The organism is Pseudomonas spirodelae (assembly GCF_034653255.1).
Taxonomy (GTDB): Bacteria; Pseudomonadota; Gammaproteobacteria; order Pseudomonadales; family Pseudomonadaceae; genus Aquipseudomonas; species Aquipseudomonas spirodelae.
Genome location: NZ_JAYEET010000001.1, coordinates 91,919 through 117,328 on the forward strand (window position 1 = coordinate 91,919; position 25,410 = coordinate 117,328).

Here is a 25,410-nt window from a genome sequence, read left to right on the forward strand (position 1 = left end):
AAATCAATCCACGGCAGATACTCACTCCAACACCAAGAAGTACCGACACCCCAACTTACTTGTATGGAGATCGACATGACTCACAACACCCCTACCCTCAGCGGCAAAGTAGTTTTTATTCAAGGCGGTTCCCGTGGCATTGGCGCAGCCATCGCCAAACGTCTGGCGCGTGACGGTGCTGCGGTTGCCCTGACCTACAGCCAGAGCGCCCAGCACGCCGAAATACTGGTGCAGGAAATCCAGGCCGCCGGCGGCAAAGCACTCGCCATTAAAGCCGACAGTGCGAGCGAAAGCGCCATTCGCGGTGCCATTCAGCAAACCCTGAGCACCTTCGGCCAACTGGATATTCTGGTGAACAACGCCGGTGTACTGGCCATCGCCCCAATCGAAGAAATGAGCATGGAAGATATCGATCGCACGCTTTCGATCAACGTGCGCAGCGTGGTGATTGCCAGCCAGGAAGCGTCCAAACACCTTAACGACGGTGGCCGTATCATCAACATCGGCAGCACCAACGCCGAGCGCATGCCCTTCGCCGGTGGCGCGGTATATGCCATGAGCAAGGCCGCACTGGTGGGTTTGACCAAGGGCCTGGCCCGCGACCTGGGTGGCCGTGGTATCACAGTAAACAACCTGCAACCGGGCCCGGTGGACACCGACATGAACCCAGAAAACGGCGAGTTTGCTGATAGCCTGAAGCAATTGATGGCCATCAACCGGTACGGTCGCGCCGAAGAAATTGCCAGCTTCGTGGCTTATCTGGCGAGCCCGGAAGCGGGCTATATCACCGGTTCTAGCCTGATGATTGATGGTGGTTTTTCCGCCTGAAAACGCACCACCGCACTGCTAAACACTCCAGTTGCGCAAGCGGCCGGAGTGTTTAGAGCGCCCAGGCGCGCTGATCACTCATGCCTTGCTCCTTAATCCAGTACACCAGCCGGTATCACCTGCGTGCCGCGCCATTGGCTGAGCAGCACGCCGGCGAACACCAAAGCCGCAGCCAGCATCTGTAGGGCATTCAGGCTTTCGCCCAACAGCAGTATGGCGAACAACAAGGTGAATACCGGAATCAGGTTGGTAAACCCCGAGGCTTGGCTCGCCGGCAGGCGGCTCACGCCGAAGTTGTACAAGCCATAAGCGCCCACCGTGACCACAATGCCTAAATAGACGATGGCGCCCAGCCCCATAAGACTGACAGCGGTCGGCAACGGCGCACTCAACAAAGCCATGGGCAGAAAGAATAGAGTGCCGACAAACGCCACCATGGCCGTCAGCAGAAAAGGCGAATAACGCCCCGATAGATGCTTGAGCAACAAGGTGTACCCTGCGGCACAGAGCATGGCGAGTAGCTCGTAGAAGTTGCCAAGCACGGGGTTACTGGCATGTTCATCGGCACTGCCAGCCAGGCTCAGCCAGACGGCGCCAACCAGGGCGATAAGAAACCCGGCCAGGGTGATGCGGCTGATCCGCTCGTGCAGAAAGACACACGCGCCGACCGCCACCAGCAACGGCAACAAGGCCGTGACCATGCCGGCCTGGGCGGCACTGGTGTGCTGCAGCGCGAGGGCTTCGAAGAGGAAATACAGACAGGGTTCACAGGCCGCCAGGCCCAGGAGGTACTTCCAGTCGCCGGCGCGGTAGTGCATCTGTCCGCGCCAGCGCCAGGCCAGCAAAAACACCAGGCTGCCGAGGGCCATACGCCCGAAGATCACCCACAACGGCGGCAACTCGGCAAAGGCCAGTTTCAGCGCAATAAACGAACTGCCCCACAGCGCCATGGCAATCACCAGGCAGCTCACCGCCACACCTCTTCCCTGCTCGCGCATCGACCACCTCGGCTCAAAGACCGCAGTGTAGAGCGGCCGGTGCGCCGCCGACAGATACAGTCAGCCGGGCAATGTGTGTGGCCTTATTGCTCCCAGGGCTTGCCGCGGGTTTTTGCGTCGATGTGGAGCTTCTGCTGCATGGCCGCCTTGGCCAGCATATGGGCGCTAACAGGCGCGGTGATAAACAGAAACAGGGCGATCAGTAGTTCATGCAGGCTGACGCCCTCACCATGAAAGCTGAAGTAGATCAGCGAGGCGATCACCATACCGCCCACTCCCAGGGTGGTGGACTTGGTCGGGCCGTGCAGGCGCATAAAGAAGTCCGGCAGCCGGTACAGGCCAATCGCCCCCACCAGAGCAAACATACTGCCCACCAGCAGAGACAGCGCCACCAGCGCTTCAATCCAGAAAGCCATTAGATGCTCCTCATTCGATGATGTCGCCGCGCAGCAAATACTTGGCCACGGCTACCGTGCCAATAAAGCCCATTACCGCAATCAGCAGCGCTGCTTCAAAGTACAAATCAGACCCCAGCCACACACCAAACAGCACGAGCATGGCGATTGCGTTGATGTACAGGGTATCCAGCGCCAGGATACGATCAGGCAAGTCTGGGCCGATAATCAGCCGCGCCATGGTCAGCACCAGCGCCAAGCCGATCAGCACCAGGCACAGTGGAATCACGTAGGCGAGCATGTGAATACCTCCAGCAAGGGAACTTCGTAACGCTGCTTGATTTCCGCCACCAAAGCCTCGGCATCGGGCACATCTAAGCCGTGGACCAGCAAGGTCTTGCGGTCATCACTGAGGTCGGCGGAAACCGTGCCAGGGGTCAGGGAGATAATGCTGGTGAGCATGGTCAGGGCCAGCTCGTCTTCCAACAGCAGGGGAATTTCCACGAACGCGGGCCGTAGCTTGGCGGGCGAACCGAGAATCAGCTTGGCCACCTGTAGGTTGGCCGTGACGATATCGCCGAGGATGCGCAGTAAAAACCAGCACAGCTTGAGCGGCTTATATACCCGTGGCGGGTTGATCCAGAACACCTGAGTCAGCAATGGGATGGCCCAGCCAAGCAACATACCGAGCAACCAGTGCCCCAGGCTCAGGTCGTTCATCAGCAACAGCCAGACCATCAGCAGGCATAGGCTCAACAGCGGATGGGGTAACCAGCGACGTGCTTTCATCGTGCAGCTCCCGATTCGGTGATCTGGCGGTACAGCCCGAGGTCATGCAACTGGCTGGCCGTGGCCTCGACATAACTCAACAAGGGTGCCGCACCGATTACCAGCAGCAGGCTGAGCAACAGCAAGCCCATGCAGGCCAGCAGCCGACCATAGTCCAGCTCAGCGCTGTCCAGCTGGCTTAGGCCTACCCGCCAGAACAAGGTGCTGCCGGCACGGCTCAGGGCGACCAGGGTCAGCAAGCCGCCGCCTAGCACTACCGGCCAGAGCAGCAACGCCTGCAATCCGGGCTCCAGCGAGCGCAACAGCAACAATTTGCCGATAAATCCGGAGAGCGGCGGTAGGCCGGCCACCGCAACCGCGCCAAAAAAGAACAAGCCGCCCAGCACATGAGGATTCTGCAGCGCCGGGCCCTGCACCAGCAGCCCCTGTTTTTCGCCGCGCTGACGGGTAATCAGGTCCGCCAGGAGGAACAAACCGCCGGCTACCCAGGTGCTGTGCACCAAGTAAAACAGCGCGCCAGCCAAGGCCTGCTCAGTACCGATGGCAATACCGGCGAGCAAAGTACCGACCGACACCACCACCAGATATGCCAGCAAGCCTTGCAGGCTGACCGCCGCCAGCGCGCCGATCACGCCCAATACCAGGGTCAGCAGCGCCAACGGCCAGAGCCAGTCGTTGGCCATATTGGCCAGGCTGCCCGCCTCGTCACCAAAGATCAGCGTATACACGCGGATGATCGAGTACAGCCCCACCTTGGTCATCACCGCGAACAGCGCAGCGACCGGTGCAGTGGCCGAGGCATAGGCGTTAGGCAACCAGAAATACAAGGGTAAAAACGCGGCCTTAAGACCGAATACCACCAACAACAGCAAACCGGCAGCGCCGAGCAGCCCCGCATCGTCAGGCCCGGCCGCCGCGACCTGGATGGCCATATCGGCCATATTCAGGGTGCCAGTGATGCCATACAGCACACCCACGGCGAGCAGGAAGAACGCCGAGCCCACCAGGTTGAGCACCACGTAATGCAAGCCTGCCCGTACCCGCTCGACGCCACCACCATGCAGCAGCAGCGAGTAGGAGGCGATCAGGAGGATTTCAAAGAACACGAACAGGTTGAACAAATCGCCCGTCAGAAAGGCACCGTTGATACCCATCAACTGGAACTGGAACAGCGCATGGAAGCTCTGCCCGCGCTCATCATCACCGCGTACCGCATACAGCAAGGCGAAGCTGCCGAGTACCGCAGTGACCACCAACAGCAAGGCGCTGAGGCGATCGAGCAGTAGGATGATGCCAAACGGGGCCGCCCAGTTACCGGCGGCATACACCTGCAGCACACCTTGATCGGCCAGCCAGAGCAGGTAAGCGCTCAACGGCAACAGCGACAGGGTGGCTAATAGCGACACGCAACGTTTAACCCGCTGGCTAAGGCCCGCGCCCAGCAGCAACAGGCTGCCGGCAAACATCGGCAGCAGGATGGGCAGGATTAAGCCGTGGTTCATCGTGCAGGCTCCTGGCCGTCAACATGGTCGGTGCGGGTTTCACCCACACTGCGCAAGGCCAACACCACGACGAAGGCGGTCATGGCAAAGCCGATCACAATCGCGGTCAGTACCAGCGCTTGTGGCAGTGGATCAGCGTATTCAGCGCCCGCCCCGACCACCGTAACCACGCCGGTTTGTAAACGGCCCATGGCAAACAGGAACAGGTTGACCGCATAAGAAATCAGCGTCAGCCCCAACACCACCGGGAACGTGCGGGCGCGTAGCAGCAGGTACACACCGCTGGCCGTCAGGATGCCCAGGGTCGCGGCAAATATGGCTTCCATTTCAAAGCACCTCTTGTGCAGCTTTTTCCTGGGTCAACTTGCCCAGGTTGGCGAGAATCAACAGGGTCGCGCCGACAACCGTCAGGTACACGCCCAAGTCAAACAGCATGGCCGTGGCCAGCTCTATTTCACCGATCAGCGGGATCTGGAAATGGCCGAAGGCGGAGGTCAGGAACGGCCGGTCAAACAACCAGCTGCCCAACCCGGTGAGGCCGGCAATCAACACGCCAAGTCCGGCCATGCCTTGATAGTTGAGCGGGAGGCGCGACTGCGTCCACTGCACGCCACTGGCGACGTATTGCAGAATCAACGCCACCGCCGTAACCAAACCGGCGATAAAGCCACCACCCGGTAGGTTGTGCCCGCGCAGGAAGATAAACACCGAAACCAGCAATGCCATCGGCAGCAAGACCCGCGACAGGGTGGCAAGCACCAAGGGGTGACGATCACGCGCCCAGTTGCGCCCCTGCGCATCCTGTTCCGGCTGGAACAGGCGCAACCCGTCCAGCATGGCGAAGATGCCTACCGCGGCAATCGCCAATACAGTCACCTCGCCCATGGTATCGAAGCCACGAAAGTCGACCAGAATCACGTTGACCACGTTGGTGCCGCCACCGCCTGGCACGCTGTTCTCCAGGAAGAATGCAGAAATGCTGTCATACGGTCGCGTGAGCACGGCAAACACCAGTATCGCCACCATCACGCCCATACTGACCGCCAGGGTAAAGTCGCGCAGGCCACGCAGGCTGCTGGATTCCACACGGGTGTGCGCCGGCAAAAAGAACAGCGCCAGCATCAACAGAATGATCGTGACCACTTCCACTGACAGCTGGGTCAGCGCCAGATCCGGCGCTGAATAGCGGGCGAAGGCCAACGCCACCATCAACCCGACCACACTGAGCATCAACAGCGAGACTAAACGCTGGCGATGGAAGATCACCGTCACCAACGCGGCCAAGGCCATGATGCCCAGCCCCAGCGCTGTGATGCCGTCAATTTTGGTCATGGCCAGCGGCCCACTGATCTGCGGTAACTCACTCAAGCCCTGGGTCACCACAATTAACGCGGCCGCCAGTAACAGCGCCAGGTAGCGCTGCAGCGAAGCGTTCTCCAGCCACTGCGTTATGGCCGTGCAGCCCTTGATCATCAGCACAACGCCACGCTCAAAGATCAACTTGGCATCCACGCTCGGCAGCCCGGCATACCAGCGGAACAGCGGCTGGCGGAATACGTAGACCAGAATCCCGCCGAACAGGGCGATAAAGCTCATCAGCAATGGCAGGTTAAACCCATGCCAAATTGACAGGCTGTAGGTCGGCACATCACCCGCCAGGGTGGCTGAGGCAGCCGCCGCGAGCAGTGGCGCTACGGTGTACGCCGGAACAATCCCCACCAAAAGGCAGAGGAACACCAGAATTTCCACCGGCACCTTCATATAGCGCGGCGGCTCATGCGGCGGGTAATGCGGCAGGTTGATCGGCTCGCCATTGAAGAATACGTCGTGAATAAAGCGCAGCGAATAAGCCACCGAGAACACCCCGGCCAGGGTGGCGGCTGCCGGAATTACCCAATTGAAGCTGCCCAGCAGATGCTGATTGAGCGTTTCACTGAAGAACATTTCCTTGCTCAAGAAGCCATTGAGCAACGGCACACCCGCCATCGCCGACGCTGCGACCATGGCTAACACGGCCGTGTGCGGCATGTACTTCCACATGCCGTTGATACGCCGCATATCGCGGCTACCCGTTTCGTGATCGATGATCCCCGCCGCCATAAACAGCGAGGCCTTGAACGTCGCGTGGTTAATGATGTGGAACACCGCTGCCACCGCTGCCAGCCGCGTATCCAGGCCGAACAGCAAAGTGATCAGGCCCAGGTGGCTGATGGTCGAATAAGCCAGCAGCCCCTTGAGGTCATGCTGAAACAGCGCCATCCCGGCACCGACCAGCAAGGTCACCAGGCCGGTGATGCTGACCAGGTAGAACCACCACTCCGAACCTGCCAGCGCCGGGTACAGTCGCGCCAGCAGAAACACCCCGGCCTTAACCATGGTCGCCGAGTGCAAATAGGCAGACACCGGGGTCGGTGCGGCCATCGCATGGGGTAACCAGAAATGGAACGGAAACTGCGCCGACTTGGTGAACACGCCCAGCAGCACCAGAATCAGCGCCAGCGGATACAGCTCGTGGGAACGGATCGCGTATCCGGCAGCCAGTACCTGAGACAACTCGAAACTGCCGGCGATATGGCCGATCAGCAGAATCCCGGCAAACAACGCCAAACCGCCGCCACCGGTCACCGCCAAGGCCATGCGTGCGCCTTTACGCGCATCCGAGCGCTCGCCCCAGAAGCCAATCAGCAGGAACGACGACAGGCTGGTCAGCTCCCAGAACATCAGCATCAGCAGCAGGTTTTCCGAAAGTACTACGCCCAGCATGGCGCCCATAAACAACAGGAGGAAGGCGAAGAAACGCCCCATTGGCTCCTTCTTGGACAGGTAGTAGCGCGCGTAGAGAATCACCAGCAAGCCGATGCCGAGAATCAGCAGCGCAAACAGAAAACCCAGCCCATCGAGGCGCAGGCTGAGGTTCAAACCCAGGGAGGGTAACCAGTCCAGCTTGACCTTGAGCAACTCGCCAGAGAACACCGCAGACTGCTGCGAGATCAGCAGCACCAAGGCGGCTAACGGCGCCAGTGCGGTGGCTGCGGCGCACGCTGAACGTCCCAGCCGCTCGGTCAGCAGCGGCAGAAACAAGCCAAGAAATGGCAAGGCGATGATCAGCGCAAGCGTCATAGATAAACCTCTTTATACGAACCCGGCACGTACATGAACCCGGCCGACTCCCTAACTGACTGACTGACGGTAAACCACAGGGTTTGACCTGTGCCACACCCCACACACATCTGATAGGCCGTGCGGCGGCGAAAACCGATCAACAGAAAAACGTGCGCGATTATCCATAACTATCGGCCAGACGTCATGGATAGAATCATTACAAAACACTCGCTCACCAGAAACTTGCCTGGGAATCCCGTTAAACACCGATAAACGTCTGGTCTATCTAGAAAAAAGGCAATAAAAAGCCGGATCAGCCAACACTGATCCGGCCTTTGCAACACTCACTGGGTAACGCGGCTGGTGCCATTGACCGTCATGATGCGTACGCGCTCACCGACCCGAAATACCTGATTCTCTTCGACTGCCTGCACGTAGGCGCGCATGCTGCCGTCATCTTCGCGCACAGTAATTTCAACGCCCTGGGTGCGTGTCAGACCTTCTTCGGTCATCGCGCCTAACAGGCCGCCGGCCACCGCCCCAATCACTGCGGCCACCGCACTGCCACGACCACCGCCTACGCCACTGCCGGCAACGCCACCAATAACCGCACCGGCACCAGCGCCGATTGGGGTTTTCGTGCCTTCAATCTTCACCGGGCGTAGCGATTCGATAGTGCCCATGCGCACAGTTTGCACAGTGCGCGCTTCTTCACGTGAGTAGGTATCGCCAGTCAGACTGGAGGCGCAGCCACCCAATAGGGCTAACGCGGCAAAGGAGGCAGCCAACAGAAAGGGGTTACGCATGATCATTTCTCCAATTAGGCAGGCATTCATTAAAACGCCTGCGCGGTTCAACTGTCACCCGCCAATATGCGGAAAACATTATCAGCGCTGCATCGCCGGACCATAACGCGACATTGCGCCACCTGCGAGCCCACAACCAATTAGCCTAAGCTAAGACCTTGTTTGGGGGATTTATGGATTATTTTATCGTCGCCATTACCACCGTGGCAGGCCTGTACTTTCACTGGTGGCTGTATGTGCGGATCAAACGCTGGATCGATCGCGACCTGGCGCTGTCATTGGCCGGTGACTCAACAGCCAAACGCGACTATATGCTCTCGCGCCTGGCTGAAGCTCAAGCGAGTGGGATCAAACGCCGCGACCTACCCGCCTGGCTGGAGCAAGCGGCCGCGCACTACCAAGCGGATTGACGCCACTATCAGGGGGCTAGACGCTCACGCAACCAGGCGCCGTCTTGCTGGCGGAAGTTGAGCCGATCATGCAGACGGCTGGAGCGGCCCTGCCAGAACTCGACGCGCTCCGGCAGCAGGCGGTAGCCGCCCCAATGCGGCGGACAATGCGGCGCCCGGTCGAGAAAGCGCTGTTCCGTTTGCGCCAGCAAGCTTTCCAGTTCGGCGCGGTCGGCAATTACCTGGCTCTGTGGTGAGGCCCAGGCGCCCAGACGGCTGCCCAATGGACGCACCTGAAAATAGGCATCGCACTCCTCAGGCGTAACCCGCTCGACACGCCCCTCGATACGCACCTGCCGCTCCAGGCTGGGCCAGAAGAAGGTCATGGCGGCAAATGGATTGGCCTGCAGGTGTTGGCCTTTGGCGCTGTCGTAGTTGCTGAAGAAGGTGAAACCGCGCGCATCCAACCCCTTAAGCAGCAGCACACGGCAGTGCGGCCGGCCTTGCGCGTCAACAGTCGCCAGGGTCATCGCATTGGGTTCAACCGGCAGCTGTTCGGTCTTTACCGCGTCGGCAAACCATTGCTCGAACAGCGCAAACGGCTCAAGCGGTGCTTGCGCTTCACTTAAACCGTCGCGGGTGTAATCACGGCGCATGTCAGCCAGCGTTTGAGTCATCGGCAAATCCCCTTGGGCAAATAGGCTTAGCTTACCCGCGAGCGCTCAATCTGGCTTGATCTGCAGCAACGAGCCGCTGCAGCAGAGTTTTATTGGCTGCGCGCGGGTTTATCGGCCTTGGCAACCACTTTGGCGTTCTTGTCTTTAATGGATTTGGTTGCCACTACTGCCGTGGCGGGCAAAGGCTGGCTATATTTGGCAATCAGCGCATTGAGGGTGGCTTTCGAGGTCAGCATAATTTCCACGCGACGGTTCAGTGCACGGCCTTGTTGGCTATCGTTGGCCGCACGCGGCATATCCGAGCCCAGGCCTTTGACCATCAAGCGGCTTTGCTTAAGGCCACTGAGGCGGAAAATCGAGGTAAATGCGCGGGCGCGTTGCTGGCTCAAGTCACGGTTGGCATTCGCTTCACCGCTGCTGTCGGCGTGGCCAAGAATCAACACGCCGATGGTTTCATCACGCTCAAGCAATTTGGCCATGCGGCTCAGCGGCCCCAGGGTGCTCGGTAGCATCATGTGCGGACGGTCCGGGTTGAATGAGCCCTGCACCGGAGCGGTGACCACCAGCAGATTTTCACGGCGCTCAAACTCAAAGTGAGTGCCTTTGATCGCTTCACGCACCTTCGGCTCATACACATCCAACCACGCCTGAGTCACTGCCGGTGGCGGCATGGCAACCACTTTCGGCACGGACGTTGCAGATTTATCAAACATACTGCAACCGCTGATCAGCACACAAAGGGCGACGGCGAGAGTTTTATTGGTGAGCATCGGGCATCCACACGTAATAAACAAAAGAAGCGCGCCGGGACCTGCTCAAGGAGCTGACCCCAGGTGATTGCGCAGCAGTTTAGCTGAGCTGGCTACAAACAATCAGCCAACAAACGCGCAAGTTTCTGCGCACGGGGGTCCATCAAGACGAACGGTCCTAGATTGTTGGTAACAAAGCCGAACGCCACATCCCGTTCCGGGTCAGCAAAGCCAATCGAACCGCCGGCTCCTGGGTGACCAAAGGCGCGCGGCCCCATACCATAGGTGGCGTTGGCAACTTCCGGCTGGTCGAGCATGCAGCCCAGTCCAAAGCGGGTCCGTGTCAGCAGGGTCTTGTCCTCGCCCACCGCGTGCTCGCGGGTCAACTCATCCAGCAGCTCGCTTTCCAGTAAGCGCCCATCCAGCAGGCCGCTGTAAAAACCAGCCAGGCTGCGGGCATTACCATGGCCATTCGCTGCGGGCTGCTGCATGCGCCGCCATTCGGGCTTGTTGGTGCTGGTCATGATCGATGGTGGATTGGTGAAGGCCCGCGTGCTCATGGCCGCCGGCTCACTCATCATGGTTTTGAGCAGACGCTGCGCGGCTGCATCACCGACGTTCCCCTTGCCACGGGAGATAGTCGCCACGCGGTCGAACTCCTCGTCCGCCAGGCCGACGTGGAAGTCCAGCCCCAAAGGCGTGGCCGTGCGTGCGACGATGGATTCGCCCGGCCCGCGCCCCTCGACCCGGCGCAACACCTCACCGACCAACCAGCCATAGGTGATCGGCGCATAACCATGGCCCTCACCCAATGCCCACCAGGGCTGTTCGGCGGCCAGCGCCGTGGTCATCGCCTGCCAGTCATACAGCGCCTCGGCGGGCAGCATCTGGCGCAAGGCCGGCAGCCCAGCCTGATGGCTGAGCAAATGGCGCAGGGTGATTTTATCTTTGCCGGCTGCCGCAAACTCGGGCCAATAGCGCGCGACTGGCGCATCCAGCTCAAGCTTGCCCTCAGCGACCAACTGCAAGGCCGTCACGGCAGTAAAGGTCTTGGTACAGGAGAACAGGTTAAGAATGGTGTCGCTGTGCCAGGCCTGCTGGCCATCTTTGTCAGCAACGCCAGCCCACAGGTCCACCACGGTTTCACCGCCGACCTGCACACAGAGCGCCATGCCACGCTCCTGCGGGTCATCGAATAACGCCGCGAAAGCGTCTCTCAATGCCTCGAACTTGAGGTCGAAAAAGCCCTGTATCTGCACCGCCCTACTCCTCTATCTCTGCGCGCCAAATGGTCGGCGGATTGTTTCAGCTCTGCCGTTTACGGTGAACCCTGCTCAAGCCTGACACCGGCACTATCAGTTCTGCGAATAGCCCCTCAAGGGATTTTCGTCACAGGCTCAGGCGCCGGCTGGAGCACGCTTTTTGCGACAGCCAAATTGGCCTTGCGTACGGCTTTGACGAAACCAACCCAAGGCCGATCAGTGATCGCCACCAACCCTAAATGGCCGTTCTCGCCATCTAACAGGCGCCCGGTAACCGGCTGGTCGAGGTACTGGAACCAATGCACGCCGACAACCTGTGGCTCCTCCAGGGCTTTGCTCAGGAAGTGCGCATAAGCCGGGCCGCGCTCCGCTTCGTTGTACACCTCGGCAACGCCCCCCCAGAACGGCCCACGATCACGTGAGCCGAAGTGGAACTCGGTGATCATCAGTGGTTTGTCCAACTGACGCAGCGCGGCGAAGTCATAGCCCTGCTGCGGCTCACGGGTATAGAAGTTGAAGCTCAGCACATCACAGAAACGCGCACAGGCGCCTACCGCTTCGGGGATGCTGCTGGCAAAACGCCCACCTAACAGCAGGTGATTTGGCGCATGCCAGTCGAGCGAGTCGGCAATGGTTTTAAAGTAGGTCTCGGCGAACAGGCGCAAAAATGCCTGCATATCCTGCTCAATGGCCGGGAACTCGGCACTCGGCAGCGGCGCCTGAAAACCAGGGTCTTCAATTAGCTCCCAAGCCTGCAGCTCAATCCCCCAGGCGCGAGACAGGCCATTCTGGTTGCGGTATTTATCGCGCAGCTGTTTAAGGAAGGCGCGCTTGGCCGGCACATCAGTGGTCAAACGCAGCGTGGCGTAGGCCAGAGCATAACGGCCATTGGGGTCACTCGCAGGGCCAGCCCAAGCCAATTCGTTATCGGCGAAATAGCCGAGCAGCCAGGGGTTGTCGCGGTGATCACGTGAGGCAATCGCCACAGCGCGCTCGGTGGCCATGGCAAACCGCGGATCGAACGGATCCGGCATCGCGCCCCACCAATCAACGCCGGTGCTGATGGTGGCGTAGTCGCCATGAATCGACAGCGGAATGCTGAACGGCATACGGGAATCGCCACCGAACGCCGGCTCACTCCAGTTACCCAGGGTGTTGAAGCCCCAGGCCTGCAGGCGGTCCTGGCTCAGCGCGCGCCAGGCAGCAGGGTCGACCTGGCCATAACTGCGCTGCAGGTTAGCTTTGTAGAAATTGAACCAACGTCCGCTGGCAAATGCTCGACCCTGGTTGGCACCGGTATCACTGCGGCTATCCGACGTGCCGAAATAAGCCGTCAGAGCATTACCCTCTTGCGGCAGATCGGTAAACATCGCCTCACGCCCCTCGACATAGGTCGCGCTCTGCTCGGCCGTCACGGCGTTGACGCCCAGTGAGTAGAACGGATGCCCCTCAGGCGAAACGAGAAACCAGCGCCCATCGCGCTTCTCGGTACGGAAGAAACCACTGGCCTCAAACGGTTGCCCGCCCGTCCAGCCACCGAATTTATCCTGCGCCGGGCGCTCAGCCAGCCAGCCCTGTAACTGCGCTTGTTCCTCGGCAACCGCTTGCTGCAACTGCGCATCGCGCTGGATCTTGCCCGGCCAGTTGGCCCGGGTGAACTGCCCGTAGCTATCGACAATCTCGGCATAAGCGGCGCGCGTGAGCTGTTCGCTACTGACACCGAACTGGCTGATCAAAATATCTTGCGCCGCCTTGGGTTGCGGCACGGAGAGTGTGAGTGCGCTGACCTTGCTCAGATCGAGTGCGCCACTGACCGTGTCCGCCAGCAGCAGTCGCTGGCCTTTGTGCATCCAGGGCATCGGCACACCGGCACGCATCCCTTGATCACGGGGAGAAACCGCTTGCAGAGGAATCAACAGGGCTTGCGCGGGACCGGCGGGCAAGGCAATACGGGTGCTCAACCGCTGGCCATCGACACTCTCGATCAGCACATCGAGGGTCAGCGCCCAATCCATGGCGTTTTGCACACGCAGGCTGACCAGTGCTTGCTGCGACCAATCCCAGCTACCATTCTGCGGGGTAAGCCTTACACTCGGCTGCTCGGCGGGCTGGAAGGTTATCCGGCGCAGCACCTCACCCTGCGGGGTTGGCTCGCCGATACGGTTGGGTAGATCGGCATCCTGCGTCGCGACCTGCACAGCATCCAGCGGCCGGACAAAGTTGAACAACTCCTGCGGCTCAATCGCCATGGCGGCGCCGCAATAAGCCAACAGCGCGAATAGCCAAACACCTGTCTGCAGCCTGCGTTTACCCTTCACCCACCACACTCCCCATTGTTTGGCAGCCACAGGCGACACTGCCTGGGGCAAAATCCAGGCCTCGGTGACGACCAAGGCCTTGTTCACGCGTGACTTGGAACCTATTTGGCGCAGCGAGTTGCCTGGCACCGACCGATGGGCGCTAACTAATTTCCCGACGAAACGGCGGCAAGGCATTGAGAATCGACTTGCCGTAACGCTGAGTGACCACGCGCCGATCCAGCAGGGTAATAGTTCCGCGGTCCGCTTCTGTGCGCAGCAGGCGGCCACAGGCCTGCACCAGGCGCAGCGAGGCATCCGGCACGGCGATTTCCATAAAGGGATTACCGCCGCGCGCCTCGATCCACTCGGCCAGCGCCGCTTCTACTGGGTCGTCCGGTACAGCAAAGGGGATCTTGGCAATCACCACATGCTCGCAATAGGCACCCGGCAAATCGACACCCTCGGCAAAGCTCGCAAGGCCAAACAGTACGCTTTCCTCACCGCTATCGACCCGCGCCTTGTGCTTATTCAGGGTTTCCTGTTTGGACAAATTGCCCTGAATAAACACACGTTTGCGCCAGTCGCGCTCCAGCCCTTCGAAAACGTCCTGCATTTGCTTGCGCGAGGAAAACAGCACCAGCGTGCCGCGTGAGCCTTCAACCAAGCCGGGCAAGTCACGAATAATCGCGGCCGTATGCGCCACCGCATCACGTGGATCGGCATTCAGGTTAGGCACCCGCAACACACCGGCATCAGCATGATGGAAAGGGCTGGGCACCACAGCAGTCACCGCCCCTTTCGGCAAGCCGGCCCGCATGCGGTAGCGATCAAAGGTGCCCAGCGCCGTCAGCGTCGCCGAGGTTACCAGCGCGCCATAGGCGACATTCCACAGGTTACGCCGCAGCGTTTCGGCGGCCAGGATCGGGCTGGCGTTGACTTCAATATCGAACAGCGCGCCGCTGTCAGCCAACGTTAACCAACGCGCCATCGGCGGGCTGGCCTCCGGATCTTCGGCGGTAAAGGCCAGCCACAGCTCCCAACTGCCCTGAGCACGCGCCAGCAGGCTGCCGAACAGCGGGTACCACTCTTCGGCCTGATGGCTGGCAATGCCGACAGTGGACTCGCCGTCCATGGCTTCCTTGAGCTTCTCGGCCACCCCGGTAAACAGCTCGGTCAGCTTGGAGAAACCCTTTTTCAGCTCTACGCCCAACTCAATCAAGTGCGGCGGTACCAGGCCTCCAACAAAGCGATGGCGCGGCCGCTCGCGGCCTTGCATGTCTTCGCCCGGCTTGAAGTCAGCCACTTGCTCGCAGGCGGCGAACATAAACTGCTGGTGGGTTTTGATTTCTCGCGCAAGCTCCGGCACTTGCTCTATCAAACGTCCCAAATCACCCGGCAGCGGATGCTGAGCGAGCAACTTGGTGAGGTTCTTGGCGGTCTGTTCCAGCCAATCGGCAGTCGAACGCAGGCGAGTGAAATGGGCGAAATGACCAATCGCCTTGTCTGGCAGATGATGCCCTTCGTCAAACACATAGAGGGTGTCACGCGGGTCCGGCAACACCGCACCGCCTCCCAAGGCCAGGTCAGCTAAAACCATGTCATGGTTGGTGACGATGACATCGACCTTGCCCATGCCCTCGCGCGCTTTGTAAAAAGCACACTGTTGAAAGTTAGGGCAATGGCGGCTGGTGCACTGGCTGTGATCGGTGGTCAGTTGCGACCAGCGCGTGTCTTCCAACTCTTCCGGCCAGCTGTCGCGGTCGCCGTCCCACTTATTACCAGCCAGTTTTTCAATCATCGCGGTAAACAGCTTTTGGCTCTGTTCATCCACGTCGATTTTGAAGCCTTCTTCCTCGAACAGCTGCGCGGTGGCGCTTTGCGCCTGGCCTTCCTGCAGCAGCATATCCAGCTTGGACAGACACAGATAACGGCCGCGCCCCTTGGCCAGGGCGAAGCTGAAATTCAGGCCACTGTTGCGCATCAGGTCCGGCAGGTCCTTGTGCACGATCTGCTCTTGCAGCGCCACGGTGGCGGTGGCGATCACCAGGCGTTTACCCGCAGCCTTGGCAGTGGGGATCGCAGCCATGCTGTAGGCCACGGTTTTACCCGTACCGGTACCAGCCTCAACCGCTACAACAGCGGGCTCACCGACACGCCGGCCCTCGTCATCCACTTCAATGGCCCCCAGCACCTTGGCGATTTCGGCAATCATCAGGCGCTGGCCATAGCGCGGCTTGAGCGACTTGGCTTCGAGAAAACGGGTATAGGCGCCCTGGATCTGGGACTTGAGTTCGGTACTGAGCATGAGGTCTTGGTGCAAAAAGGCTGGATAAATTTTCAGTGCTTGAAATCGGCGGCTATCATAGCGCGCTAATTGATCCCGCGCTGGACCGCTTAGAACCTGTTTACGTGCTCCACCGCAGACGCGACCGGTACGACACGCCACAGCGCGTAAATAAGCGTTTAACCAACAGGAGTACCCCATGACCCCATACGCCTTCGTCTACAGCTTGCACCTGCTCGCCGCTCTGGTCTGGGTGGGCGGCATGTTTTTCGCGTGGATGATCTTGCGCCCGGCAGCCGTCGCCGCGCTGGAAGCGCCATCGCGCCTTAAACTCTGGCTAGAAGTCTTCCCACGATTTTTCTACTGGGTCTGGGCTGCGGTAATTGTTTTGCCGATTACCGGCGTCGGCATGCTGCACTTGCGCTTTAGCGGCTTCGATAGCGCGCCACGCTATGTGCACGTGATGATGGGGCTGTATATCGCCATGCTGGCACTGTTTCTGCGCATTCAGGCGCTGCAACTGCCCGAGTTGCGCCGCGCCGTAACGGCAGAAGACTGGCCGACCGGCGGTGCGGTACTGGGGCGTATTCGCCGCCTGGTCGGCATCAATCTGCTGCTGGGGCTGCTGGTCATCGCAATCGCCGGCGCGCGCCCCTCGTTCTAACGCGGCACAACCAACCGCTGCCAGCAAGCAGCGGTTGGACGGCTAGAACTGCACGACATTCACTGCACCAGCGGGGCCTGACTCACCTGCACGCCCCGCCTGCCCCGGCTTACCATCGCGAGCGCCCTCGGTACTGTATAGCCAGCAGCCCTTAATCATGCCGCCTTGACCGCCTGCACCTGGCACGCCCGGCTGACCACCACTGCCGCCATCCACCCGGACCTGTAACTGTTCAACCGGGAAACCCTGCGGCACTTCCAAACGTACTTGCGCACCGGCAGCACCCGGCTGGCCATCGCCGCCATCCAAACCATCATGGCCGCGACTGGCCTCACCCCACGTACAGCCGCCCTGCTTGCCGTCCGCACCGGCAAGACCGGCATAACCAGGCGCACCTGCACCGCCACGGGCATCCAAGATCAAACTTTCTAGAGTCACGGCCTGTAACCGCACACTCAGGTCGCGCCCCGGCAATGCGGGTTTTTCGGCGCTGCCCTGGGCGCCACGCGCACTGATTTGCGCACCACTGGCAATCTCGGCAGCTGCCACCTCAAGACGTAACGCGTGCTCACTCGGGGCAATCGCCAGGCGCGCTTCACGCCCCAAGCGCAGCTGCGCCACACGGATTTTGGTCAAACCTGCAGGTATCAACAACGTGCCATGGTCGGCAATGTCCAAACGGTCCAAGAGCAGCACGTTGGTAGTGCTTGGCAGACGCATAAACGTGTGGGAGTCGACTTCAATCACAGCCTGCGCGAGGGCAAGGGGACTAAAAAATACGGCGAGGGCGAGCAAGTTACGCATGTTCGACCTCCAACTGCAGGGTGTCCTGGGGCTCTGCGTCAGCGGCAACAGCGGCTTGTTCAGCGGGCAGCCCGAGCAGCTGAAAAACCCCGAACAGCATCACTTGCACACGCTGCAGGGCCGGCTTAGGGCAGGCACTAAGGCGCGCGTTAAAAAACCACAGTTCAAGTGCATGAATCAGCAGAATAAAAGCGCCTGCGCCATTTAACAGCAGCGCAAAAGGCTGTGCGAAAGGTTGCAACAGATTTGCCAGTACTACACCCCAAAACAGTGCCGTCAGGCACTTACCCAAAACCAGAAATATTTTCACACCCGCCCCCAACACTTTGTTATTTCGCTGCACCTTATCTGCTTTAGGGGGTGTGCGGCCAGAAGACCAGTAAAAACTGCAAAGCAGGGACAGCTTCACAGCTTTTACTGGGTTTAAACCTGTCACTTCCTAACAGGCCGTTGCGAACTAACACCAAGGTTCGCAACGGCCTGTCAGCACATGACATCCGTTACGGTTGCGCTTCAACCTCTGCTTCAACGCGCCGATTGATTGCCCGCCCGGATTCGCTGTCATTGTCAGCGACCGGCCGCGACTCGCCATAGCCAACTGATGAAACCCGGCTACTGGAGATGCCGTGCTGATTGACCAGCACATCGCGCACCGCATTGGCACGGCGCTCGGACAAGCCTTGGTTATATGCATCGCTGCCTATCGCGTCGGTATGCCCTTCAACGGTTGTGGTGGTTTGCGGGTACTGTTTCATAAAGTCAGCAAGGCTCTTGATATCCGCCTGACTGTTTTCTTTAACGTCTGATTTGTTGAAATCGAACTTCACATCCAGCTCTACCCGAACCGCCTCCATAACCTCAATGAGCTCTGGCTCGACCGGCGTACTGGCGTATTCCTTGATGGGGCATCCGTTGGGATGTACGGACGTATTGGGCGGGGTTCCTGGGCAACGATCACGACGATCAAACACACCGTCTTTATCTTCATCACCATCTTGGGCGTAGCAAATCAGCGTGCCAATGACCGCACCGGCCACGGCGCCACCTGCTGCCCATGTAGAACTTTCAATTGCGCCCAGACCAGCACCGGCAAGGCCGCCAATTGCACTGCACAGGGGCCAGTTCCCTTGGTTGAGCGGCGCATCTCCCGTGCTGGAAGTTGTGACACAACCTGAAAGAACACTGCTGACCAAGAGAACGGGGGCGAACCCCATTATGGATCTAACTCTCATGGTACGAATCTCCTGTATTGCCGGCTATTGCCGGTAACTTAGGAGTAAAGACCTACCCTGGGAGCTGCACAAGCCAGCCCCTAAGGGTCTGGCTTGTTTTCTTCAGAAAGCCTGGAGCCAGGCGATCAAGGACGTGCTTCTACTTCAGCTTCTACGCGGCGATTGACGGCGCGCCCTTCAGCACTGGCGTTGTCGGCAACCGGACGAGTTTCGCCATAGCCGACCGCATTAACGCGCTCACCGCCTACACCGTACTGGTTAACCAATACATCACGCACAGCATTGGCGCGGCGCTCGGACAGGGTCTGGTTGTAAGCATCGCTGCCTACAGAGTCGGTATGGCCTTCAACCACAGTGGTGGTTTGTGGGTATTGAGTCAGGAAGTCAGCCAGGTTTTTGATATCGCCATAACTTTCTGGTTTGACCTGAGCCTTATCGAAGTCGAATTTCACATCCAACTCAACACGCACAGGCTCAGCCATAACCTCCTCAACCACTACAACCTCTTCAACCATTACAACCTGCTCTTCGCTAGCGCCATGCACCCAGCAGTAAGCCGCAGCCATACCAGCACCCAATACAGCACCGCCACCGGCCCATGTCGAGCTTTCAATAGCGCCCAGAGCAGCACCGCCCACACCGCCGACCGCGGCACAGGTTGGCCAATCCGTTTTCTGCAGGCCGGCGCAACCGGTTAATAAGGTACTCGCGACAATTAGGGGTAATGCTTTTCTGGTGATGCTCATATTTAAGACTCCTATTGGTAAATCGGTAAAAACCGATACTGACAAAGTAAAGACGCCAGTCAGAAAATACGCCAGAGAATACATAAACACATTAGTAGCACTATCCCCACTAGGCCGCCCTGCAGCTGCACGTTAGTCTTTGTGCACTGAGTGAGGAATTATCATGCCTGCCACACTATCGACCCGCACACCACAACACGCCCTTGCTGCCTTACTGGCGCGCTACACGCCAGCTCGCCTGCTTGTGGTCGGAAGCCACGAATTACCCGCGATTGATGCATTTATTCAAGCCCACCCGGACTGCCATATTGTCCACGCAGAGCCAGGCGAACTGCCTGCTGAAGTCGCCGCGCAACGCTTCGATCTAGCCCTAGTCGTCGATTGCCTTGAGCACTTGCCCAAGCGCGCAGGCCTGGAATTACTGGGTGGTATTCGCAATCTGAATGCTAGCCGAATGGCCGTGCTAGTCGACCTCAACGCCTGTGACTGGCATGAGACCGACTTTTTTGCCTTGGCCCTGCAGGCCAGTGAATGCTTCCAGCGCGATGAGCAAATACTCAACCTGTTCACATACGACCTGCTCGACTACAAACAGGTGCCTGACTGGCTGAATGCCAAGTTTTGGGCCAACCCGGAAAATTTTGGCAAGTACTGGTGGTAAATCCGTGAACAGCACAATCTGCCCCTGCGGCAGCGGTCAATTACTGACACTTTGCTGCGGCCACTTTCACTCAGGCTCTCCAGCACCCAGTGCCGAAGCCTTGATGCGCTCACGCTATAGCGCCTACGCCTTGGGGCTGATCGATTACCTGGTGCGCAGCACGCTGCCGGCCCAACAAGCCAAGCTCGACCAACACGCCATACAAGCCTGGAGCCAAGGCAGCGCCTGGCTTGGGCTTGAGGTGGAGCAGACCGAGCTGATCGAGGGTGAGCCTCAGCACGCCTATGTGACCTTTACCGCCCACTGGCGTGACGAAGGTGGCGAGCACAGCCACCGCGAACGTTCAGCGTTCGTACGTAATAACGACAACTGGTATTTCATTGATCCCACGGTCGAAACCAAGCTCGGGCGAAATGACCCGTGCCCATGTGCGAGCGGGCTGAAGTTCAAGAAATGCTGTGCAAGCTATTTTTGATACTGCTCAGCCGATCACTCGCACAAGGTGCATCGAACGCCGCAGGCTAGTTCTGTAATTTCAGATGAGAAATATCAGGGGCGAGGCCGGGCGGGGCTTTTTTCGCTTCGCCCATATCACTGCCAGGTGGCGCCAGGCTGAACTGCGACAAATCCAGTACGGGAGCCGCTACCTGCGGCTTTTCATCCTGCACATCGTCGCCAAGCGGGGCAATGCCAAAATCGGGGGCATCCACCTCGGCAAATGCGGCCATGTATTCGTCACGCGGCGCCACCTGCAAACGCCCGGCAGGTGAGCTGGTAACGCTAGGGGCTGGCGTAGCTACCGGGTTAGCGACCGCTGGATCTGAGGCCTCAGCTGGCGGCGCGGTCAGCACAATTTCTTCGATCTCATCGTCGATGCAAACGACGTCGACTACCGCCCCTGCGCGCTCCAGAGTCGAGCGATATTTTTCAGCGCCGGCCGCATCCAAGTTGCTTTTAATCACGATACGCCGCCCGGAAAACAGCAACGCCAGGCGCTGCTCATCGGCCTGAAACAGCTTGGCCACGTTGGCTTTCACCAGCGCCAGTTGAGCCCCCGGAACCAATTGCGCACTGAAGGCAATTTCGTAGCGAGCCATGGTCATACTCCTGTCCTATTCGTTGCTCAGTATGGCGCAGGTTTTTTTAACGTCACAACAGGTGGCAGCCAAGCACTTGCTTGTTACACTGATGCGTCATTCGGAGTATGCAATGTTTTCTCAGGCGCAAACGATAAGAATTCTCAGCCTATTGCTTTTTTTTGGCCTCCTTTCCAGCCTAGGCGGTTGTTCCTCTTGGTCATCAGGGGACTTTAGAGACCCCGCGGTCAGCTTGGTCAAAGTCGATGTGGTCAAAGCCAAACTGCTGGAGCAGCACTTCACGTTGCGCTTTCGCATCGACAACCCCAACAGCTTCAGCCTGCCGGTGCGCGGGCTGGATTATGTGGTGCACCTGAATCAGGTGAAACTTGCTGAGGGCGAGTCGAACGCGTCCTTCACCGTACCCGCTCATGGCCACTACATTTTCGACGTGCCAGTGCGCACCAACCTCTGGCGACACCTGCGGCAAATCGTCAAGGCCTTGGAAAAACCCGATAGACCCATACCCTATCGATTGCAGGGTGCGGTCAAAACTGGCTGGTTATTCGGACGGAGCGTGCACATGTCGCGCAATGGCGAGATAATTCCCGGCAATTACATCCAGGAGTAACTCGCATGACCCAGCAAGAACACGTTCACGGCCCTGACTGCAATCATGACCACGATCACGCCCACAGCCATGATCACGGCCACGTACATGGTCCAGACTGCAATCATGGCCATCAGGAACCTGTGCGCAACGCGCTGAAAGACGTTGGCCGCAACGACCCTTGCCCATGCGGCAGCCAGAAAAAATTCAAGAAATGCCACGGCGCATAACCCTGCGATGAACAACCTCACTCTGCTCGCATTGATCACCAGCGCAGCGCTGATTACGGCGCTGGCACTCTACGCCCTGTATCTGTGGCGTCGCGTTTGGGCCAAGGAAAAAACGCAAACCGAGGCGCTCAATGCGCAGCGTGAGCGCATTGGCGGTGATCTACAGATTCTTGCCAGCAGCTTGCTCGACGGTCAGCTCCCGCTGATTGAGGGTGCAATTCGAATCAAGGTGCTGCTGGATAACTACGACAGCACCCTGAGTCAGAATCCGCGCTGTGAGGTTTTTCACCAGCTGTTCGTGGCAACCGCCCAAGTGCCTACCCACGCCGAGTGGAAAGCCTTGGAGAAAAGCGTGCGGCGCCAGCATGAGCAGCACTTCAGTGAACTGGAACTGCAGCACAAGGCAGCTGCCCGCACTGCCGCACGCTGGCTGCTCGATGAAGCCTTGCCGGTAGGCCGCAAACACGCCTGATTTCACCCGCCACGCGCCTTGTCATGCGCGTGGCCCCTGGCTAACGTAGTACGTCCGCAGCTGCGCGCCCACGCACTTGCCGGAAGGCGCACACTCACCCGATCGTTTTCCATCCGCAAGGAGCCAGCTGCATGCTAGCGCGCGCGTTACGCCCCATGGCCCACCTCATCCTCGCCGCCGCACTCACGGCAGTGGTCGCACTGAGTGGCTGCCAGTCACTCCTGAACAGTCGCTACAGCGACAGCGTGCCCGCGGATCAAGGCATTGTCCGGGTCAAAGGCCTGGCGCAAAGCGTGGTGATTCGCCGTAACCCGCTGGGCATGCCACTCATCGAAACCACCACCTTCCATGACGCGCTGTTCGCCCTCGGCTATGTGCATGCCAGCGACCGCCTAAGCCAAATGGTCGGCCTGCGCTTGATGGCCGAAGGTCGCCTGGCTGAAATGGCCGGCCCCGGCGTGTTGGAAATGGACCGTTTCATGCGCGCGGTCAATTTGAAAAAGAGCGCTGAGGTGCTCTACAGCAGTGCCTCGCCACGGATCAAACGCTTCTTCGAGGTCTATGCTCGCGGGGTCAACGCCTACCTGTTCCGTTACCGTGACAAGCTGCCGATGGATCTGGCCGAATCCGGTTATCGCCCGGCGTACTGGAAAGCCGAAGACTCCGTATTGGTGTTCTGCCTGCTGAATTTTGGCTTGTCGGTCAACCTGCAGGAAGAAATCGCCGCCCTTGTACTCGCGCAAAAGGTCGGCAGCGAGCAGCTCGCCTGGCTGCTGCCGACCTACCCTGATGAGCCCTTACCAATTGAAGAAGCCAGCAAACTCCGCGGGCTTGACCTCAATGGACAGCTGGCCGGGCTGAGCGACGTTAGCGCGGCCGTCAGCCAATTTGCGGATACGCACATGCTCGGTGTGGCGGCGTCTAACAACTGGGCGTTTACCCCTCAGCGCACGCGCAGCGGCAAAAGTTTGCTGGCCAACGACACCCACTTGCCATTGTCGATGCCATCCGTGTGGAATTTCGTGCAAATTCGCTCGCCCAAATACCAGGCCGCCGGCGTCTCGATTGCTGGGGTGCCCGCTGTCGTGGCGGGCTTCAACGGCAAGCTGGGCTGGGGCATGACCATGGTCATGGGCGACAACCAGGATTTATTCCTTGAGCAAGTCAAACGTCAGAATGGCCGCCTGCATTATTTGGCAGACGGTAAATGGTTACCCGCCCAAGAACGCCAAGAGACCTTCTTCATCAAAGGGCAACGCCCCATCCGCGAAACCATTTTTGAAACCCGCCACGGCCCACTGCTGAATTCGGTGCTCGGCGAGCGTAAACACGCACTACAACCCATGCAACTGAGCAGCGGCTATGGCCTGGCGCTGAAAACCACCCAATTCGAATCGGATCAGACGCTCGATGCGTTTTTCGACCTGTCGCGCGCTCAGTCAGTCGAGCAGGCCTTTGAGGCCACCCGTGAAGTCCGTGCCATGCCGCTGAATATCGTCTTCGCCGATGCGCAGCATATTGGCTGGCAGGTCACCGGGCGCTTCCCCAATCGCCGTGCAGGCCTGGGGCTGATGCCCTCCCCCGGCTGGGACAGCCAGTACGACTGGGATGGGTTTGCCGACCCAATGCTGCACCCCTACGATCAGGACCCAGCCAACGGCTGGCTGGGCACCGCCAACCATCGCACGGTACCGCGCGGCTATGGCATGCAGCTTTCCAACTCCTGGTTTTACCCCGAGCGCGCCGAGCGTATCGCCGCACTTGCAGCAACGGGCAAGCATGACACCCAGAGCATGATTGCCATGCAGTACGACCAGACCTCGCCCTTCGTTGCCAAACTGCAGAATATGTTCAGCGCACCCGGCATGGCAGAAAGCCTGCAAGCCGCCATCGATGCCTTACCGGCAACAGAACGCGATAACGCCCGCGAAGCGCACAGTCGGCTGATGAAGTTCGACGGCAAAATGACCGCAACCTCGGCAGACGCCGCGCTGTACAGCGCCTTTCTCCACCAAAGCGCCCGGGAGACCTTTCTCGACGAGTTGGGCCCAGAAAGCACTCCAGCTTGGAAGGCTCTGGTCGAAACCGCCAACAGCTCCTACTCCGCCCAGGCCGACCACTTGCTGGGCCGTGAAGACAGCCCCTTCTGGAATGACCGCCGCACCGCACAGCAAGAAGACAAACCAACCATCCTCGCGCGCAGCCTCGCCGGCGCAGTGACGCTGCTGGAAAACAAACTAGGCCGTGACCGTAGCACCTGGCAGTGGGGCAAGTTGCACACCTACAACTGGACCACCGAGACCAGCCAACTGGCGCCCTACATGAGTGCCAGCCAGCGCAGCAGCATCAACGCCATTAAGGGCTACCTGGACCGCGGCCCCTACCCGGCCGGCGGCGATCACAGCACGCTGAATGTGGCGGCCTATATCTGGGGCGAGAACTTTGACACCTGGTTGATCCCAGCAATGCGCATCGTCGTCGATTTCGGCCGCGAAGAGCCGCTAATCGGCCTCAACAGTTCCGGCCAATCCGGCAACCCCGCCAGCAAACACTACGCCGACGGCATCGACGCCTGGCTCAAAGGCGGCTATATGAGCTTCCCGTTCCAGTCGCAAAACCTCGACAAAGTGTATGGCAGCAAGCGCCTGCTACTGATGCCGACAAACTGAAGCGCAGCAGCGACTGACCGTTCGTCGGCAACCACTGAACTAATTCAGCGGTCACTGTTCAGACAAAGTGGACTTACTCCACAGATCATCGTTTTAGGGCGCTTTTTAGCGCCCTTTCTTTTGCCTGCGATTCAGCCCCCCTCCGACGTGCAGCTCTAGCGTGCA

At 59.4% G+C, this 25,410-nt stretch carries 26 protein-coding genes and 1 pseudogene; 9 read left to right on the forward strand and 18 right to left on the reverse strand.

What is annotated here, in order from left to right:
* The first annotated feature begins 75 nt into the window (after positions 1-75).
* Positions 76-828, forward strand: a complete 753-nt coding sequence (locus SOP97_RS00425) for a 3-oxoacyl-ACP reductase family protein (protein WP_322947607.1) — start codon at positions 76-78, stop codon at positions 826-828.
* Between the two features lie 92 nt (positions 829-920).
* Here SOP97_RS00425 and SOP97_RS00430 read toward each other — a convergent pair whose 3' ends face one another.
* From SOP97_RS00430 to SOP97_RS00465, 8 genes are all read right to left on the reverse strand, one after another.
* On the reverse strand, positions 921-1,826 hold the full coding sequence (locus SOP97_RS00430; protein WP_322947609.1) for a DMT family transporter: 906 nt from the start codon (positions 1,824-1,826) through the stop codon (positions 921-923).
* Between the two features lie 83 nt (positions 1,827-1,909).
* Entirely contained in the window at positions 1,910-2,242 is a 333-nt protein-coding gene (locus SOP97_RS00435; RefSeq protein ID WP_274087990.1) for a Na+/H+ antiporter subunit G, read from the reverse strand.
* Positions 2,243-2,252: 10 nt separating this feature from the next.
* Positions 2,253-2,522, reverse strand: a complete 270-nt coding sequence (locus tag SOP97_RS00440; protein WP_274087989.1) for a K+/H+ antiporter subunit F — start codon at positions 2,520-2,522, stop codon at positions 2,253-2,255.
* Positions 2,507-3,010: a Na+/H+ antiporter subunit E gene (locus SOP97_RS00445; RefSeq protein WP_274087988.1), complete on the reverse strand. Its 504-nt coding sequence runs from the start codon at positions 3,008-3,010 to the stop codon at positions 2,507-2,509. The genes SOP97_RS00440 and SOP97_RS00445 overlap by 16 nt, the downstream gene beginning before the upstream one ends.
* Positions 3,007-4,512 (reverse strand): monovalent cation/H+ antiporter subunit D, encoded by a 1,506-nt coding sequence (locus SOP97_RS00450; RefSeq protein ID WP_322947611.1) that lies wholly within the window; start codon positions 4,510-4,512, stop codon positions 3,007-3,009. The genes SOP97_RS00445 and SOP97_RS00450 overlap by 4 nt, the downstream gene beginning before the upstream one ends.
* A complete protein-coding gene (locus SOP97_RS00455; protein ID WP_274087986.1) occupies positions 4,509-4,838 on the reverse strand; it encodes a Na+/H+ antiporter subunit C in 330 nt (109 codons plus the stop codon). Before SOP97_RS00455 ends, SOP97_RS00450 begins: the two co-directional genes overlap by 4 nt.
* A gap of 1 nt (position 4,839) precedes the next feature.
* Positions 4,840-7,632: a monovalent cation/H+ antiporter subunit A gene (locus tag SOP97_RS00460; RefSeq protein WP_322947614.1), complete on the reverse strand. Its 2,793-nt coding sequence runs from the start codon at positions 7,630-7,632 to the stop codon at positions 4,840-4,842.
* Positions 7,633-7,958: 326 nt separating this feature from the next.
* A complete protein-coding gene (locus SOP97_RS00465; RefSeq protein WP_274087984.1) occupies positions 7,959-8,420 on the reverse strand; it encodes an outer membrane lipoprotein in 462 nt (153 codons plus the stop codon).
* Positions 8,421-8,593: 173 nt separating this feature from the next.
* On the opposite strand from SOP97_RS00465, the gene SOP97_RS00470 reads away from it, so the two are divergent.
* Positions 8,594-8,830, forward strand: coding sequence for a hypothetical protein (locus SOP97_RS00470; RefSeq protein WP_274087983.1), 237 nt, complete (start codon positions 8,594-8,596; stop codon positions 8,828-8,830).
* A gap of 8 nt (positions 8,831-8,838) precedes the next feature.
* Here the strand turns inward: SOP97_RS00470 and pdxH are convergent, their stop codons facing one another.
* The 5 genes from pdxH to dinG all read right to left on the reverse strand — a co-directional run bounded on the left by pdxH (position 8,839) and on the right by dinG (position 16,102).
* Positions 8,839-9,486, reverse strand: coding sequence for a pyridoxamine 5'-phosphate oxidase (gene pdxH / locus SOP97_RS00475; protein ID WP_274087982.1), 648 nt, complete (start codon positions 9,484-9,486; stop codon positions 8,839-8,841).
* 89 nt (positions 9,487-9,575) lie between these two features.
* On the reverse strand, positions 9,576-10,256 hold the full coding sequence (locus SOP97_RS00480; protein WP_322947616.1) for an OmpA family protein: 681 nt from the start codon (positions 10,254-10,256) through the stop codon (positions 9,576-9,578).
* 92 nt (positions 10,257-10,348) lie between these two features.
* A complete protein-coding gene (locus tag SOP97_RS00485; protein ID WP_322947618.1) occupies positions 10,349-11,494 on the reverse strand; it encodes a serine hydrolase domain-containing protein in 1,146 nt (381 codons plus the stop codon).
* 116 nt (positions 11,495-11,610) lie between these two features.
* Positions 11,611-13,746, reverse strand: a complete 2,136-nt coding sequence (locus SOP97_RS00490) for a beta-agarase (protein ID WP_322947999.1) — start codon at positions 13,744-13,746, stop codon at positions 11,611-11,613.
* A 211-nt stretch (positions 13,747-13,957) separates the two neighbouring features.
* Complete coding sequence (gene dinG / locus SOP97_RS00495; protein WP_274087978.1) at positions 13,958-16,102, reverse strand: ATP-dependent DNA helicase DinG; 2,145 nt, start codon at positions 16,100-16,102, stop codon at positions 13,958-13,960.
* 178 nt (positions 16,103-16,280) lie between these two features.
* On the opposite strand from dinG, the gene SOP97_RS00500 reads away from it, so the two are divergent.
* Positions 16,281-16,745 (forward strand): CopD family protein, encoded by a 465-nt coding sequence (locus SOP97_RS00500; protein WP_322947619.1) that lies wholly within the window; start codon positions 16,281-16,283, stop codon positions 16,743-16,745.
* Between the two features lie 42 nt (positions 16,746-16,787).
* Here SOP97_RS00500 and SOP97_RS00505 read toward each other — a convergent pair whose 3' ends face one another.
* The 4 genes and pseudogenes from SOP97_RS00505 to SOP97_RS00520 form a co-directional block, all read right to left on the reverse strand.
* Positions 16,788-17,549 (reverse strand): collagen-like protein, encoded by a 762-nt coding sequence (locus SOP97_RS00505; protein ID WP_322947620.1) that lies wholly within the window; start codon positions 17,547-17,549, stop codon positions 16,788-16,790.
* A complete protein-coding gene (locus SOP97_RS00510; protein WP_411912003.1) occupies positions 17,542-17,958 on the reverse strand; it encodes a DUF1145 domain-containing protein in 417 nt (138 codons plus the stop codon). Before SOP97_RS00510 ends, SOP97_RS00505 begins: the two co-directional genes overlap by 8 nt.
* A 91-nt stretch (positions 17,959-18,049) precedes the next feature.
* Entirely contained in the window at positions 18,050-18,763 is a 714-nt protein-coding gene (locus SOP97_RS00515; protein WP_322947622.1) for an OmpA family protein, read from the reverse strand.
* 143 nt (positions 18,764-18,906) lie between these two features.
* Positions 18,907-19,263: pseudogene (locus SOP97_RS00520) on the reverse strand (OmpA family protein); the annotation flags it as partial.
* 427 nt (positions 19,264-19,690) lie between these two features.
* Between SOP97_RS00520 and SOP97_RS00525 the strand changes: the two are divergent.
* Together SOP97_RS00525 and SOP97_RS00530 are read left to right on the forward strand one after the other, a co-directional pair.
* Positions 19,691-20,188, forward strand: coding sequence for a DUF6231 family protein (locus tag SOP97_RS00525; protein ID WP_322947623.1), 498 nt, complete (start codon positions 19,691-19,693; stop codon positions 20,186-20,188).
* A 4-nt stretch (positions 20,189-20,192) separates the two neighbouring features.
* A complete protein-coding gene (locus SOP97_RS00530) occupies positions 20,193-20,663 on the forward strand; it encodes a YchJ family protein (RefSeq protein ID WP_322947625.1) in 471 nt (156 codons plus the stop codon).
* A 46-nt stretch (positions 20,664-20,709) separates the two neighbouring features.
* On the opposite strand, the gene SOP97_RS00535 is transcribed toward SOP97_RS00530, so the two are convergent.
* Positions 20,710-21,285, reverse strand: coding sequence for a hypothetical protein (locus SOP97_RS00535; protein WP_322947627.1), 576 nt, complete (start codon positions 21,283-21,285; stop codon positions 20,710-20,712).
* Positions 21,286-21,397: 112 nt separating this feature from the next.
* On the opposite strand from SOP97_RS00535, the gene SOP97_RS00540 reads away from it, so the two are divergent.
* The 4 genes from SOP97_RS00540 to SOP97_RS00555 all read left to right on the forward strand — a co-directional run bounded on the left by SOP97_RS00540 (position 21,398) and on the right by SOP97_RS00555 (position 25,245).
* Positions 21,398-21,895, forward strand: a complete 498-nt coding sequence (locus tag SOP97_RS00540) for an LEA/WHy family protein (RefSeq protein ID WP_322948003.1) — start codon at positions 21,398-21,400, stop codon at positions 21,893-21,895.
* A 5-nt stretch (positions 21,896-21,900) separates the two neighbouring features.
* A complete protein-coding gene (locus SOP97_RS00545; RefSeq protein ID WP_274087971.1) occupies positions 21,901-22,104 on the forward strand; it encodes an SEC-C metal-binding domain-containing protein in 204 nt (67 codons plus the stop codon).
* Positions 22,105-22,111: 7 nt separating this feature from the next.
* The gene (locus tag SOP97_RS00550; protein WP_322947631.1) at positions 22,112-22,576 is read left to right on the forward strand and encodes a DUF2489 domain-containing protein; all 465 of its coding nucleotides are present in this window, start codon (positions 22,112-22,114) and stop codon (positions 22,574-22,576) included.
* A 155-nt stretch (positions 22,577-22,731) separates the two neighbouring features.
* Entirely contained in the window at positions 22,732-25,245 is a 2,514-nt protein-coding gene (locus SOP97_RS00555) for a penicillin acylase family protein (RefSeq protein ID WP_411912008.1), read from the forward strand.
* Positions 25,246-25,410: the final 165 nt, after the last annotated feature.